The sequence below is a fragment of the Aquirufa sp. 5-AUSEE-100C1 genome (assembly GCF_054558655.1).
Map to the genome: position 1 here is coordinate 81,688 of NZ_JBPXKO010000003.1, position 12,908 is coordinate 94,595.

Sequence of the window (12,908 nt, forward strand, 5' to 3'; positions counted from 1 at the left end):
AAAATCATGAATAAACACAAAATCCACGAAAATTATCCAAATTTTGCGTTATTTTGCAAGGCAATTTAAGCAATTACATCGTAATCATTTATTCACAATAACAATAAAAAGATGAGTGCAATACAGTACGTACACGCCAGACAAATTTTAGATTCCCGCGGAAATCCTACAATCGAAGTTGATATCAAAACCGAAGACGGTGCTTTCGGAAGAGCAGCCGTTCCTTCAGGAGCTTCTACAGGTATCCACGAAGCAGTTGAGCTTCGCGATGAGGACAAATCAGTTTACGTAGGTAAAGGAGTTTTAAAGGCGGTTGAAAACGTAAATAGAGCTATTGCTGAAGAATTATGGGGCTTAGAAGTTTCTGAGCAAAACATGATCGACCGTTTAATGATTGAATTAGATGGTACTTCAAACAAAGGAAAATTAGGAGCTAATGCGATTTTAGGTGTTTCGATGGCAGTTGCGAAAGCAGCGGCACAAGAAGCAGGCTTACCATTATATCGCTACATCGGTGGTGTTAACGCAAATACATTACCCGTTCCAATGATGAACATCTTGAATGGTGGTTCACACGCGGACAACTCAATCGACTTCCAAGAATTCATGGTTATGCCAGCGAAAGCGGAGTCATTCTCACATGCTTTACGCATGGGTACAGAGGTTTTCCATGCATTGAAAGGTGTGTTGAAATCAAAAGGGTATTCAACCAACGTAGGTGATGAAGGAGGATTTGCTCCAAACATCAAGTCGAATGAAGAGGCCATTGAAATCGTATTGCAATCTATTGAGAAAGCAGGCTACAAGCCAGGTGAGGAAATCTTCATCGCTATGGATGCTGCTGCATCTGAATTCTACGATGAGAAAACAGGTCTTTATACCTTCAAAAAATCAGATGGTAAGCAATTGAATAACATGGAAATGGCTGCTTACTGGCAGACATGGGCGAACAAATACCCAATCATTTCGATTGAAGATGGTATGGCGGAAGACGATTGGGCTGGTTGGGCTGAGCAAACGAAATTGATCGGTTCGAAATGCCAATTGGTCGGAGACGATTTATTCGTAACAAACGTGAAGCGTTTACAAGAAGGTATCGAAAAAGGTGTTGCCAATGCTGTGTTAGTAAAAGTAAACCAAATTGGTTCATTAACGGAAACAATTGATACTGTTAACTTGGCGAAACGTAACTCGTACAAAAACATCATGTCACACCGTTCCGGTGAGACGGAAGATGCGACGATTGCCGACTTAGCAGTAGCGTTGAACACAGGACAAATCAAAACGGGTTCTGCGTCACGTTCTGACCGTATGGCGAAATACAACCAATTGTTGCGTATCGAGGAAGAATTAGGAGCAAACGCTTACTTCCCTGGTTTAAATTTCTAAGATAAATGGAGCGCATCAAGCAGCTTTTTCTTGGTCAAAACCGATTCTATTGGATTTCCGCGAGCATCCTCTTCGTGTGGATGTTCGTATTGGATTCCAATGATATTACAGTTCAGTTTAGACTTTGGAATGAATTACGGCAGCTTGAGAACGAGAAGGTATATTACCAACAAAAAACCAAGGAACTTCAAAAGGAGCGCCGTTTGGTTATCGGGAATCCTTCCTTACTCGAAAAATATGCGCGCGAAAAATATCTGATGCGGAAACCCAAAGAGGATATTTTCGTGATTGTGGATGAAAACAATCAACCCATTGAACACTAATAAAAAAGCCCTTCGTCTGAAGGGCTTTTTTTATATCTTAATATCTTTACTCGAAATCGCTGCCTTCTCCGCAGGATTACCTTTCCAAATACTCCAAGGATCCGTTTTTTGACGCGTTAAGTTTGCTCCCATGGCAATTAGCGTACCCTCACCCAATACGGTTTGATCACGAATTGTTGCGTTTACACCCACAAAACAATAATCACCTACTTGGCATCCCCCAGACAAAACTACATGGGAGGTGAAAAATACGTGATTCCCTATATTACTGTGATGACCAATGTGATTCCCTGACCAAAGCACCACATCATTTCCAATGCTTACATAAGGTTGAATCGTATTATCTTCCAAAATGAAACAATTCTCACCAATTTTATCCGTTAGGACGGTAGCATGGGAGGATACATAGGAAATAAACGAATACCCCTTCTCGAGTCCTTGTTCGTATACACGAGCACGCACTTGGTTCATGTTTCTTTCCGTCATTGGGGCAAAAAACTTATATTCCGAAGGTGAATATACTTGCTCAACCGTCTCAAACGGAACCAAAGGTAGACCGTGAAAAGTGGGTTCATGTATATAATCTTGCTCAACCGTAAATGCAACCACCTCGTGTTCTGAGTCGTTTTGCAAATAATAGAGCGCTAATTCGGCAGTACGGGTATTACCAAATAGGATAACTTTAGCCATAGATCAAATTAAAGCAATAAAGGTAGATAGAGAATCGCTAATTAACGTTGTATTCACATAGGTTATTTATTGAACGGTCTAATTTATACGTTAGCGCCCAATTCCATCCCCTAAAACAAAGGTGTTCCCGTCATTTCTTTCGGCTGTGCAACACCCATTAATTTTAAGATGGTTGGTGAAACATCCCCTAACTTTCCATTTTGAAGTGTCGGCTTAAAATCATTATCTACCAAGATACAAGGCACCAAATTTGTCGAGTGTGCCGTATTCGGTGTGCCATCCTCATTCATCATGACATCTGCATTTCCATGGTCGGCAATAATGACAAATGAATATCCATGCGCTAATCCTGTTTTTACCACGGCTTCCGCACATGCATCAACCGTTTCAACTGCTTTCACGACGGCTTCAAAAACACCGGTATGTCCAACCATGTCGGGATTTGCAAAGTTCAAGCAAACAAAGTCTACTTCCTCTTTTTCTAATTCTGGGATTAACGCATCACGTAAGTCGGCCGCCGACATCTCCGGTTGTAGATCGTAAGTAGCCACCTTCGGTGAATTACGCAAGATGTTTTGTTGGCCCTCAAACAATTGTTCACGCCCTCCCGAAAAGAAGAAGGTTACGTGTGGATATTTCTCCGTTTCCGCAATCCGAATTTGTTTTTTACCCGCTCCTTCCAGCACCTCGCCCATGGTCATTGGTAGATTGGAGTCATTAAAAATCACCTTCACATTTTGGAATTCTTTATCGTATTCCGTCATGGTCAAGTAATACAAATCCAATTTATGCATATTTTCCTCGTGGAAATCGCGTTGCGTTAAGGCCTGCGTGATTTCCCGTCCACGGTCTGTTCGGAAGTTGAAGCAAATCACCACATCTCCCGTTGCAATTTTCGCCAAAGGCTTTCCATCCGCGTCCGTCGCAATAATTGGCTTGATAAATTCATCCGTTACTCCGGCATCATAACTCGCTTGGATAGCGGCTAAAACATCTTGCGTAGGCGTACCTTCCGCATCAACCATCGCATGGTAGGCAAGGGCAATACGTTCCCAACGGTTATCACGATCCATCGCGAAATAACGACCTGTCACAGAAGCAACTGCACTACCTGTTTGCTTGGTGTGATTCACTAAATCGGTCATGAATTTCATGCCCGACTTCGGATCTGTATCACGCCCATCGGTAAATGCATGAACGAAAACGTTGGATAAACCTGCCTCTGAAGCGGAAGTTAATAAGGACTTCAAGTGTTCGATGTGTGCGTGCACACCACCATCGGAAACAAGGCCCATGAAATGAACCGATTTGCCTTCCTTCTTCGCATATTCAAACGCTTTGGCTAATTCGGGTTCTTGGCCCAGCGTGTTTTCACGAACGGCTTTGTTGATACGTACTAAGTTTTGATATACGACGCGACCTGCACCTAGGTTCATGTGACCCACTTCGGAATTACCCATTTGACCTTCAGGAAGACCTACTGCCTCACCGGATGCCTCTAATTTAGAATGTGCATATTTCGAATATAGGGAATCGATAAAGGGAGTTTTGGCAGCATCAATCGCTGAAACTTTTGGGTTGGTAGCAATTCCCCAACCGTCTAAAATCATGAGTACGACTTTCTTATTCACGGGTATATCATTTAAATTATCGGACAAAAATAGCCAAAAAGCTATAAACGAGCACGCATTTGTTTGGCTAATGCCAAAATATCGCCACCTTCGATGGTTTTAGTGGGCGAACCAAAAATAGCGGCCTCCAACATCGCTTCGCCCAATTCACGCAAGGTACAAGCTGAATTCGGAGCCACTCGTTTTAAGATGGGGAACATCCAATTAATGTACTTGTAAAATTTCAAGGCATTTTTCAAGCCCGGTGTGGGCTGGATCATCGCCGGACGGAAGGAGTAATAGTCGGCAAACCCGAGCTTTGAAAGGTCATTTTCGGTTTTGCCTTTCACGCGTGCCCAGGCCAAACGCCCTTGTTCCGTGCTGTCAGTCCCTGCTCCCGAAATATAACTAAACGACATGTTGGGATTTTCTGCCTGTAAAACCTTGCCAAAGCCTAAAGTTAAATCATAGGTTTTTTGCTTGTATTCGTCGGCATTCATACCCACCGAGGAGACACCCAGGCAAAACAGACAGGCATCGTATCCTTTGACTACCGATCGAATTTCCTCAGGCTGGAGAAAATTAGGTAATAGATATTCTTTGAGTTTGGGGTGTGACACACCGCAAGGCTTCCGATTAATAACGAGCACCTGACTGACAAAGGGCGATTGCAAGGCTTCGTGCATGACACCTTCCCCGACCATGCCGGTAACGCCGGTAATGATTAATTGCTTTTTTGGAATTTCCATTGTAGAATTGAATATTATTTAATAACCTGTTTAATGACTTCAAGACGAAACTTCCTTCAACAAGCTGGACTAGCGACTGCCGCGAGTAGCTTGTTATCTTCTGCCAAAACACCCATGACTTTTATTCATCACGTTTTATTTTGGGCTAAAAATCCGGGCAATGACGCTGAAAAAGCACAATTACTTACCGCTTTAAAGCAGTTAGGCACCTTACCTATGATTCAATCGGCTCACGTAGGTAGACCCATCGTGACTGAATTTGACAAAGGCGCCACGGATGGAAGTTATACTTTTTCGGTCGTTTTAGTATTCGAAAACGCAACAAAAGAATCTGAATACCTCTACCACCCCTTGCACAAGAAGTTCATCGATGACAACAAGCATCTTTGGGGAAAAGTTCAAGTAATCGATTCGGAATTAATCTAAATTAGTCGGAAAGTGAATTGTCTGCTTTATTTCATGGCCCTACCTTTAGGGCATGAAAGCGCACAGCCGAAAATTTTATCAAATTATACGTACCAAGCTCAATTTAGCGGAGCAGGATGGCTTGAAGTTTATACAAGGCATACAAGATGAAATTGACGATAAAACGACCGAATTCGTAACCAAAGATTACATGCGTCAGGCTATATCCGAGGCCAAAAGTGATTTGATTAAATGGATGTTTGTTTTTTGGATGGGGCAAGGTGCCGTGACCTATTTGATTGTTTCAATGTTAATTAAAAACTGATAATTTGAGAACCATGCGAGTTTCGAATTGACCCCTAATGAGGCATTATATAAGTTTACAGCATGGAAGCGAAATCAATTCAATTGTATCAATTAGCGCATAAAAAACTCCACTTGGTGGAAAAAGATGCCATGGAATTTGTGAATATTATCGAGGAAACGATCGAAGATCGGACGAAGAACTTTGTGACCAAAGAATATTTGGATGTCCGACTGATGGAGTTAGAACTAAAATTAATTACCAAGATTGCCGAGTCAGAAAAAAATATTCTACGGTGGATGTTTACTTTTTGGATTGGACAATTGGCGGTAATGGTCGGATTTCTATACCTATTTGTCAAGCACTAGGATTTTCGTTTGGCGAGGAAAAACATACCAATCACGGAAAAACCCAACATTATAATACTAACGAAATCTTGCCAACGCATCGCCTCCGGATGATTTATGAGATTAGCCCAGGAGGCTGCTTGACTACCGGTCCATAAGGCAATGAGCGTCCTAGGAAGCATACCCAAAGTCCCTCCGATAAAAAATTGCCGCAAAGGAACACCCAAAAAGGCCATTAAGGCATTGGTGATGGCAAAGGGGAAGATGGGGGATAGTCGGGCTAAAAACACCCAAGCAAACGATTGAGCCTGAACATTCGACAGGAATTCACTGGCTTTAAATTTCGTTCGAATTAATTCGATGAGCGCGTCCCCCTTCATTTTGCGGGCTAGGCCATAGCCCAATATGGATGCGATGGCATAGGCAATAATTAAAGGGAACAAGCCAGACCAGCCCCAGAGATAGCCCGTGAATAAGGCAAAAAAGGTGGTAGGGCAAAATGCCAAGCCCATAATAAATATGGCTGAAATCCAGAATAACACGAATTCCATGATCGAAAAACTCGTGAAGAAACTGGGGTTCGCGAGTGCAAAATAACCGAGTAATAGGCTAGATAGAACAGGTAGAGCACCCATCCAAATGAGGTATAAGGTTTCGAGAAGAATTCGTCGGTTGGGAAGCATAAGGCCAACAAATATACGCTTCTTTTCATAATCCAAGCCCTTTTAACTACCTTTGCAGGGCATTTTGCCCATTTAAAATTCGTCCATGGAAATCGCAATCATCAAATACAACGCCGGAAATGTGCAATCGGTTATGTACGCCTTGGACCGGATTGGGGTAAAATACCAATGGACGGATGATGAAAAGACGATTCAATCGGCCGACAAAGTGATTTTTCCCGGAGTAGGCGAAGCCAGTACAGCCATGTCCTATTTGCGGGAGAAAGGGTTGGACCAACTCATACCGAGCCTCAAACAACCCGTATTAGCAACTTGCATTGGCATGCAGTTGTTATGCAAGGAATCCGAAGAAAACACCACCACTTGCATGGGAGTTTTTGATGTTTCCGTAAAACGATTTGTGAGCACTGACCTCAAAATACCGCATGTTGGCTGGAATTCCATCCAGGCGCAGGGCGAAAATGCCTTGATGCAGGGCCTGAAAAAGGAGGAATATGTATATTTCGTGCACTCGTATTATGCACCTGTAAATCCCTATACGACAGCGGTTTGTGATTATACCCAACCTTTCTCGGCGATGTTGCAAAAAGATAATTTCTACGCGGCGCAATTCCACGCAGAAATCTCCGGCATGGCTGGGCAAAAAATTATTCAAAACTTCTTAGCGCTTTAATCCTATGTTCCAACTCATCCCGGCCATCGACATTATCGGAGGACAATGCGTTCGATTAACGCAAGGAGATTACCAACAAAAGAAGGTATATAGTTCGGATCCCTTGGAAATCGCGAAGGCGTTTGAGGGGGCGGGAATTCAGCGACTGCATTTGGTCGACCTAGATGGCGCCAAAGCAAAGGAGATCGTGAATGCGGCGGTTCTGGAACGAATCGCAAAAAACACTTCCTTGCATATCGATTTCGGGGGAGGCGTACAGTCAGATGAAATGATCGACCGCGCTTTTTCAGCTGGGGCTGCTCAAATAACAGCAGGCAGCATTGCCGTTCGGAATCCCGAAATGGTGCATGGGTGGTTCAAAAAATACGGTACCGATAAGATTATTTTAGGAGCTGATGCGCACAAGGAGCAAATTGCGGTGTCAGGATGGCAAGAAAATTCAAACATTTCGATCTATGATTTTCTGACTGACTATCAAAATGCGGGTGCACAATATGTCATCTCCACCGATGTAGCGAAGGACGGATTATTGCTGGGGCCGAGCTTTGATTTATATGAAAAAATCCAAGCGGACAATCCAGGCTTACATATTATTGCGAGTGGAGGAGTGGCCAACATGCAGGATTTAGAACGATTAAGAGCCATGAATTTGTTTGGCGTTATTGTCGGGAAAGCCTTTTATGAGGGCCGCATTACCTTAGAAGATTTAGCTCAATTTGCCAAAGAATCCCTATGCTAACGAAACGAATTATACCCTGTTTGGACATCAAAGAAGGTCGGACGGTTAAAGGGACCAACTTTGTGGATTTGCGGGATGCCGGCGACCCGGTGGAGCTGGGGGCATTATATGCCGAACAAGGGGCGGATGAATTAGTCTTTTTAGACATCACAGCGACGGTGGATAACCGGAAGACTTTAGTGAATTTAGTCCGCGAGGTTGCCAGGCACGTGAATATCCCTTTTACAGTGGGCGGTGGAATCAGTTCCATCGAAGATGTGTCCGCCTTATTGAATGCGGGTGCCGATAAGGTATCGATTAATTCTTCTGCAGTCCGCCGACCGGAACTTGTGGATGAGCTAGCGTTACAGTTTGGCTCCCAGTGCATCATCGTCGCAATTGATACGCGCTTCGTAGATGGGAATGATTGGGTACATACGCATGGAGGGCGAAAAATCACCAACATCCAAACATTGCAATGGGCAAAAGAAGTGGAATCTCGGGGTGCGGGAGAAATTTTACTTACCTCCATGGATGCAGATGGAACGAAAGCGGGATTTGCGAATGATTTAACGAGTCGAGTATCCGCTCAATCATCGATTCCCATTATTGCCTCCGGTGGTGCGGGTACCATGGAAGACTTTTATGAGGTATTTACTATGGGAAAAGCGGATGCCGGTTTAGCTGCAAGCATCTTCCATTTCAAAGAAATTGAGATTATCGAATTGAAAAAATACTTGGCCAGCAAAGGAATTCCGATGCGCATATACTAATTTAACGCTATGAGTTTACAACCCGATTTTTCCAAAGGCCTCATTCCTGCCATTATCCAAGACGCTCAAACACGTAAAGTATTGATGCTTGGCTACATGAATGAGGAAGCCTACATGAAAACACTGGCCGAAAAGCGTGTGACCTTTTTCTCTCGTTCGAAGAATCGTCTTTGGACCAAAGGAGAGACATCTGAAAACTATTTAGACGTGGTGGACGTGGCAATAGATTGCGACCAAGACACCCTATTAATCCAAGCATACCCAGCGGGACCCACCTGTCACACTGGAGCAGATACTTGTTTCAATGAATCAAATTCCGATAACGCAGCGTGGTTAGATCATTTGAAACACATCATTCGTTCCCGTAAAAATGCCTCGGCTGATACTTCATATACAGCATCTCTATTTCAAAAAGGTACGCACAAGGTCGCCCAAAAAGTTGGCGAAGAAGCCGTTGAATTAGTCATAGAAGCCTTAATGAAAAACGATGAATTATTTAAGGGCGAGGCGGCCGATTTAATCTTCCACTTATTAGTATTACTGGAAGATCGCGGCATTGGTTTAGAGGAAATTGTTAAGACATTACAAGCAAGACACCAGAAATAATATGATTGGATTTATCATTCGTTACATCATCATCGCTTGTGTGGTATTGATCATTCCACGTTACTTAAAAGGAATAACTGTGGATGGATTTGGCACCGCCTTAATCGTGGCGCTCGCCATGGGATTCTTGAATTCCTTCGTAAAACCGATTTTAAAAATTATAAGCTTCCCGATTACCTTTATGACCCTCGGGTTGTTTTCCTTGGTAATCACGGTAGCCCTTGTCTACATTGTGGAAGCCTATGTGGAGGGATTCAAAGTAACTGGATTCGTTGCTCCTTTGATATTTAGTTTTGTCGTGGGAATCACGAATTCCTTCGTAGGCCTTTTTACGAAATAGACTCCGCGTATTTTTTAAAATTATCCAAAATCATTTGCCAACCTGCCTGTTGCATGTCCGTTGGATTTTGATTTTCTGGATCGAATCGTTCGGTAATTTCTACTCCCTCGTTTATTGCTTGAAACGAAACCACCGCTTTCCGGTCATCATCCATTGTGTAAGCGATCTCTTGATTTTGAATGACCTTTGTGTAGGTTCCACAAAAATCAAATGAAAAAGATTGGTCCTTAGCCGCCATGGTAAAAACAAATCGACCACCTTCCACGCAATCGTTGATCGCCTTCGGACAATGCCAATCATCGCTGGCGTGATTCCAATTTTGAATGTGCTCCGCTTGGGTCCAAAAAGCCCAAACATTATCTAGGGTACCTAATACTAGCGTTTTAACTTCAATCATCTTATGAAATATCTTTGGAAGAAATGTTAAATGTCATTAAACCTGCCAAGGCAGATGGTATGGCAAAAAACCAAAAACTTTGTGTCATATCCAAGCCCCATGCAACCAATAATCCGCCAACAATCGGACCTATAATCCCACCGATTCGCCCGGCTCCTATCGCCCAGCCCACTCCCGTGGTACGAATGTAAGTCGGATACATACTCGCCGCAACGGCATACAGGCCCACAAATCCGCCTTGAATACCAAATCCCATTAAGAAGAAGAGCACCAAGGCAAATGAAGTATGAACGAAAAAGCCAAAAGACAACATCGTTACTGCCGTAAATAAGAGAATAATTCCAATCGTTTTTTTCAAACCAAAACGAGACGAGCAATAACCTTGAATCGGAATTCCAACAATCGCCCCTAAATTAAAGACGGTTCCCGCGTATATCGCCGCAGACAGGGACATCCCAGCATTCGTAGCTAATTTGGGAATCCAATTCAACATAAAATAAAGGGTAGCAAATGCTAAAAAAAGCGCCGTCCAAAGCTGAAAAGTAGATAACCGATAAGTTTCTTGAACCAATACCTGAACTTTAGGCTTCGGTTCATTTTGATTGGCTGGAGTAAAGGATTCCTGAATAAATAAGCCCACCAGCGGAAGCGATAATACGGTTGCATATCCCGCTAATTCAAATAAACGCTCCCAGCCATTCGTCTTGATGACGGTGGCGGACACGAGACCGGATAATACGGCTCCGACCGGATATCCCGCAACGACCGTGCTCACCCAAAAATTTCGAGTTGACGCAGGGGAATTCTCCGCCGTTAGAGCAGCAGTAGTTGCCATCATCGCACCGATTCCCAATCCACTAATGAATCGAAAAATCATCAACATGTTAATATCTGCTGCCATCGAAGTCATATAAATACAAGATGCCATCAAAAACCCTGCGATCAGCATCGTTGGCTTACGACCCATACGGTCCGCAAAGGGCGCCAAAAATATGGCTCCAATCGTCATGCCAACTAAGCCCGAACTGAATACGACCCCCAAATTCGCCGGAGTGATACTCCATGCCTTGGCAATCGCTGGAGCGGCATAGGAAATAATTAAGACGTCCATGCCATCCAGCATGTTCATCAAAAAGCAGATAAAAATCGCTAAGTAATTTTTAGTTGACATATCCAAAAGAAGGCTTCACGCCCGTTTTAACCCAGTTTCGTAAGGCATCAAAAGCCTCCCCCGTTTGTTGGTCCGTAAATTGACAATGCGCTTGTCCATTGGTATACTTCACGGTAAAATATTTCCCGCGCCCCTGCGCATGAACCATATTCTCAAAATTGGTCACCGCATAATTCACCGGAATCAATTGATCATAAATCGTGTGCATTAGCACCACCGGTTTATCGATTTTCCCGGTCCGATCGTAGCGCGCAAACAATTTTTGCGGATCTTGCGTACTCGCCAAGCGCTCCGCTTTTTTGTTTACGAGCAAATTATCAGGAAACCCGGTATAGACCGTCTGTGTATTATCAAAAGGATTTCCGTTAAACTTGAGCGCTAGGTCGCGCAAGACATTTTGATTAAAAAACAAGGCCGCTGGAAGATCATCCAATTTGAGGTCAAATCGCTTGGCGAAGGCTACTGCCAATACCGAATCTTTAGCCAATAATGCTTGTTTAATCGCTCCCATACGCGAGCCCGCTTGCGCAAAGGAAACAAATTGAATGGAACTCGACGGGTCAAAAATCTCTTTTAACGTAGGAACGATTCCTGGAAATAAGCCATGGAATGTCGCATACATATCAAACTCTTTCCGACACTGTAAATAGGGTCTCGACGAAAGCGGGCAAAGCGGCAATCCCCCTTGATAAAACTGCCCATAATTCTCCAAGGTCGCCAGCGTAATTCCACCGCCCATGGAATGCCCAACCATGAAAGTCGAATCCGGCTGACCCATTTTCTTGATAAAAGCCTGGCGTAATTCTTCTGTCGCATCTATGCCTTCCGCCATCGCAAAACCTTGAATTGGATAGTCGGACGCCGCAATAGCAAAACCACGATCTAAAAATGGTTTTAAGCGCTGGGCTAATTGCGCATTCGCACTATTCGGAGGCGTCCCCATAAATTGATAGCCATGTGCGTACATAATCAGTTTTTTATTCCAGTTGGCCGGAATATGTACCTGATAATCCCCTCCATTTAATTTACCGAGGTCGACGGCCTTTTGCGCCATTGCGCTGATGGAAAAGCAACAAAATAATAGGAAACAGTATATCATAGTAGTTTATAAATTCGGATTTTCACGGCATCCGGCATACGCTCCCCCGTGCAAACAAAAATGGTGTCATTAATCCAAGCATACTTGCTTGATAGGGACGTTTCCAATTTAGGGATAGCCCGAAAATAATATTGTGAGGCATCCACCTTCTCACCCCTTGCAATGCGCGCCGCCACGTCCGGTGTCGCTACTCGAACCCCAATATTTTTCACATAGACAATCGAGCCATCATCTGTCTTGAACTGATAATGTGCCTCCAATTCAGCAACTCCATCTTTCCGTACCACCTGCCAGTCGGCCCCCCCATTAAAAATCTCCCCTTTAATCCCCGGTCCCTCCACTGTTCCTCCGATAATCGGAATGATTCGTCGGGTACCATGCGCTGTTTCCCCCACACTGAGTGCTGGGCTAAGTTTGACTTGTAATTCACAGAAAAATTCGAGTTTCGGAGCGTCTTGAGCAAAGATTGTCCCCATGCTGCATAACAGCAAAATGATAATTTTCTTCATAGGTTTAGGATATACTTCATCCCTAAGTATTCTCAAATAATCTTAGGATTGCCAAAGCTAAGCGGTTTTTAGGAATTTTACACGGGATAAATCCATTTTATCAAGTTATTGGCAGGTCCTAT

The 12,908-nt window shown here is 43.6% G+C and carries 18 protein-coding genes; 10 read left to right on the top strand and 8 right to left on the bottom strand.

Annotated elements, in window-relative coordinates:
- The first annotated feature begins 111 nt into the window (after nucleotides 1-111).
- Nucleotides 112-1,389 (top strand): phosphopyruvate hydratase, encoded by a 1,278-nt coding sequence (eno, locus tag ACMH5P_RS07320; protein WP_459493686.1) that lies wholly within the window; start codon nucleotides 112-114, stop codon nucleotides 1,387-1,389.
- A gap of 5 nt (nucleotides 1,390-1,394) precedes the next feature.
- The gene (locus tag ACMH5P_RS07325) at nucleotides 1,395-1,712 is read left to right on the top strand and encodes an FtsB family cell division protein (RefSeq protein ID WP_459493687.1); all 318 of its coding nucleotides are present in this window, start codon (nucleotides 1,395-1,397) and stop codon (nucleotides 1,710-1,712) included.
- A gap of 30 nt (nucleotides 1,713-1,742) precedes the next feature.
- Here ACMH5P_RS07325 and ACMH5P_RS07330 read toward each other — a convergent pair whose 3' ends face one another.
- From ACMH5P_RS07330 to ACMH5P_RS07340, 3 genes are all read right to left on the bottom strand, one after another.
- The gene (locus ACMH5P_RS07330) at nucleotides 1,743-2,402 is read right to left on the bottom strand and encodes an acetyltransferase (protein ID WP_459493688.1); all 660 of its coding nucleotides are present in this window, start codon (nucleotides 2,400-2,402) and stop codon (nucleotides 1,743-1,745) included.
- Nucleotides 2,403-2,512: 110 nt separating this feature from the next.
- Entirely contained in the window at nucleotides 2,513-4,033 is a 1,521-nt protein-coding gene (gene gpmI / locus ACMH5P_RS07335; RefSeq protein WP_459493689.1) for a 2,3-bisphosphoglycerate-independent phosphoglycerate mutase, read from the bottom strand.
- Between the two features lie 41 nt (nucleotides 4,034-4,074).
- On the bottom strand, nucleotides 4,075-4,761 hold the full coding sequence (locus tag ACMH5P_RS07340; protein WP_459493690.1) for a Rossmann-fold NAD(P)-binding domain-containing protein: 687 nt from the start codon (nucleotides 4,759-4,761) through the stop codon (nucleotides 4,075-4,077).
- A 33-nt stretch (nucleotides 4,762-4,794) separates the two neighbouring features.
- Here ACMH5P_RS07340 and ACMH5P_RS07345 point away from each other — a divergent pair, with 33 nt between their 5' ends.
- From ACMH5P_RS07345 to ACMH5P_RS07355, 3 genes are all read left to right on the top strand, one after another.
- A complete protein-coding gene (locus ACMH5P_RS07345) occupies nucleotides 4,795-5,187 on the top strand; it encodes a Dabb family protein (RefSeq protein WP_459493691.1) in 393 nt (130 codons plus the stop codon).
- Nucleotides 5,188-5,239: 52 nt separating this feature from the next.
- The gene (locus ACMH5P_RS07350; protein ID WP_459493692.1) at nucleotides 5,240-5,491 is read left to right on the top strand and encodes a hypothetical protein; all 252 of its coding nucleotides are present in this window, start codon (nucleotides 5,240-5,242) and stop codon (nucleotides 5,489-5,491) included.
- Between the two features lie 62 nt (nucleotides 5,492-5,553).
- A complete protein-coding gene (locus ACMH5P_RS07355) occupies nucleotides 5,554-5,838 on the top strand; it encodes a hypothetical protein (RefSeq protein WP_459493693.1) in 285 nt (94 codons plus the stop codon).
- On the opposite strand, the gene ACMH5P_RS07360 is transcribed toward ACMH5P_RS07355, so the two are convergent.
- Entirely contained in the window at nucleotides 5,835-6,500 is a 666-nt protein-coding gene (locus ACMH5P_RS07360; protein WP_459493694.1) for a TVP38/TMEM64 family protein, read from the bottom strand. The two genes, ACMH5P_RS07355 and ACMH5P_RS07360, sit on opposite strands and share 4 nt — an antisense overlap.
- 85 nt (nucleotides 6,501-6,585) lie before the next feature.
- Between ACMH5P_RS07360 and hisH the strand changes: the two genes are divergently transcribed.
- From hisH to ACMH5P_RS07385, 5 genes are read left to right on the top strand one after another with little or no spacing between them, the layout of a single operon-like run.
- Nucleotides 6,586-7,173: an imidazole glycerol phosphate synthase subunit HisH gene (hisH, locus tag ACMH5P_RS07365; protein WP_459493695.1), complete on the top strand. Its 588-nt coding sequence runs from the start codon at nucleotides 6,586-6,588 to the stop codon at nucleotides 7,171-7,173.
- Between the two features lie 4 nt (nucleotides 7,174-7,177).
- A complete protein-coding gene (gene hisA / locus ACMH5P_RS07370) occupies nucleotides 7,178-7,912 on the top strand; it encodes a 1-(5-phosphoribosyl)-5-[(5-phosphoribosylamino)methylideneamino]imidazole-4-carboxamide isomerase (RefSeq protein ID WP_459493696.1) in 735 nt (244 codons plus the stop codon).
- Complete coding sequence (hisF, locus tag ACMH5P_RS07375; RefSeq protein ID WP_459493697.1) at nucleotides 7,906-8,664, top strand: imidazole glycerol phosphate synthase subunit HisF; 759 nt, start codon at nucleotides 7,906-7,908, stop codon at nucleotides 8,662-8,664. Before hisA ends, hisF begins: the two co-directional genes overlap by 7 nt.
- Before the next feature lie 9 nt (nucleotides 8,665-8,673).
- Entirely contained in the window at nucleotides 8,674-9,270 is a 597-nt protein-coding gene (gene hisIE, locus ACMH5P_RS07380) for a bifunctional phosphoribosyl-AMP cyclohydrolase/phosphoribosyl-ATP diphosphatase HisIE (protein ID WP_459493698.1), read from the top strand.
- Between the two features lies 1 nt (nucleotide 9,271).
- Nucleotides 9,272-9,610, top strand: a complete 339-nt coding sequence (locus tag ACMH5P_RS07385; RefSeq protein WP_459493699.1) for a phage holin family protein — start codon at nucleotides 9,272-9,274, stop codon at nucleotides 9,608-9,610.
- Here the strand turns inward: ACMH5P_RS07385 and ACMH5P_RS07390 are convergent.
- From ACMH5P_RS07390 to ACMH5P_RS07405, 4 genes are read right to left on the bottom strand one after another with little or no spacing between them, the layout of a single operon-like run.
- The gene (locus ACMH5P_RS07390; RefSeq protein ID WP_459493701.1) at nucleotides 9,600-10,007 is read right to left on the bottom strand and encodes an SRPBCC domain-containing protein; all 408 of its coding nucleotides are present in this window, start codon (nucleotides 10,005-10,007) and stop codon (nucleotides 9,600-9,602) included. The two genes, ACMH5P_RS07385 and ACMH5P_RS07390, sit on opposite strands and share 11 nt — an antisense overlap.
- A gap of 1 nt (nucleotide 10,008) precedes the next feature.
- A complete protein-coding gene (locus tag ACMH5P_RS07395) occupies nucleotides 10,009-11,178 on the bottom strand; it encodes an MFS transporter (RefSeq protein WP_459493702.1) in 1,170 nt (389 codons plus the stop codon).
- The gene (locus tag ACMH5P_RS07400; protein ID WP_459493703.1) at nucleotides 11,168-12,232 is read right to left on the bottom strand and encodes an alpha/beta hydrolase family protein; all 1,065 of its coding nucleotides are present in this window, start codon (nucleotides 12,230-12,232) and stop codon (nucleotides 11,168-11,170) included. Before ACMH5P_RS07400 ends, ACMH5P_RS07395 begins: the two co-directional genes overlap by 11 nt.
- A 41-nt stretch (nucleotides 12,233-12,273) precedes the next feature.
- Nucleotides 12,274-12,786: a DUF3237 domain-containing protein gene (locus ACMH5P_RS07405; protein ID WP_459493704.1), complete on the bottom strand. Its 513-nt coding sequence runs from the start codon at nucleotides 12,784-12,786 to the stop codon at nucleotides 12,274-12,276.
- Nucleotides 12,787-12,908 lie beyond the last annotated feature (122 nt).

Coding starts and splice junctions, on each gene's coding strand:
- eno (WP_459493686.1), top strand. CDS start 112: ATGAGTGCAATACAGTACGTACACGCCAGACAAATTTTAGATTCCCGC.
- hisIE (WP_459493698.1), top strand. CDS start 8,674: ATGAGTTTACAACCCGATTTTTCCAAAGGCCTCATTCCTGCCATTATC.
- ACMH5P_RS07395 (WP_459493702.1), bottom strand. CDS start 11,178: ATGTCAACTAAAAATTACTTAGCGATTTTTATCTGCTTTTTGATGAAC.
- ACMH5P_RS07330 (WP_459493688.1), bottom strand. CDS start 2,402: ATGGCTAAAGTTATCCTATTTGGTAATACCCGTACTGCCGAATTAGCG.
- ACMH5P_RS07405 (WP_459493704.1), bottom strand. CDS start 12,786: ATGAAGAAAATTATCATTTTGCTGTTATGCAGCATGGGGACAATCTTT.
- hisA (WP_459493696.1), top strand. CDS start 7,178: ATGTTCCAACTCATCCCGGCCATCGACATTATCGGAGGACAATGCGTT.
- ACMH5P_RS07385 (WP_459493699.1), top strand. CDS start 9,272: ATGATTGGATTTATCATTCGTTACATCATCATCGCTTGTGTGGTATTG.
- ACMH5P_RS07345 (WP_459493691.1), top strand. CDS start 4,795: ATGACTTCAAGACGAAACTTCCTTCAACAAGCTGGACTAGCGACTGCC.
- ACMH5P_RS07400 (WP_459493703.1), bottom strand. CDS start 12,232: ATGGCGCAAAAGGCCGTCGACCTCGGTAAATTAAATGGAGGGGATTAT.
- ACMH5P_RS07325 (WP_459493687.1), top strand. CDS start 1,395: ATGGAGCGCATCAAGCAGCTTTTTCTTGGTCAAAACCGATTCTATTGG.
- ACMH5P_RS07360 (WP_459493694.1), bottom strand. CDS start 6,500: ATGCTTCCCAACCGACGAATTCTTCTCGAAACCTTATACCTCATTTGG.
- ACMH5P_RS07390 (WP_459493701.1), bottom strand. CDS start 10,007: ATGATTGAAGTTAAAACGCTAGTATTAGGTACCCTAGATAATGTTTGG.
- hisH (WP_459493695.1), top strand. CDS start 6,586: ATGGAAATCGCAATCATCAAATACAACGCCGGAAATGTGCAATCGGTT.
- hisF (WP_459493697.1), top strand. CDS start 7,906: ATGCTAACGAAACGAATTATACCCTGTTTGGACATCAAAGAAGGTCGG.
- ACMH5P_RS07355 (WP_459493693.1), top strand. CDS start 5,554: ATGGAAGCGAAATCAATTCAATTGTATCAATTAGCGCATAAAAAACTC.
- ACMH5P_RS07350 (WP_459493692.1), top strand. CDS start 5,240: ATGAAAGCGCACAGCCGAAAATTTTATCAAATTATACGTACCAAGCTC.
- ACMH5P_RS07340 (WP_459493690.1), bottom strand. CDS start 4,761: ATGGAAATTCCAAAAAAGCAATTAATCATTACCGGCGTTACCGGCATG.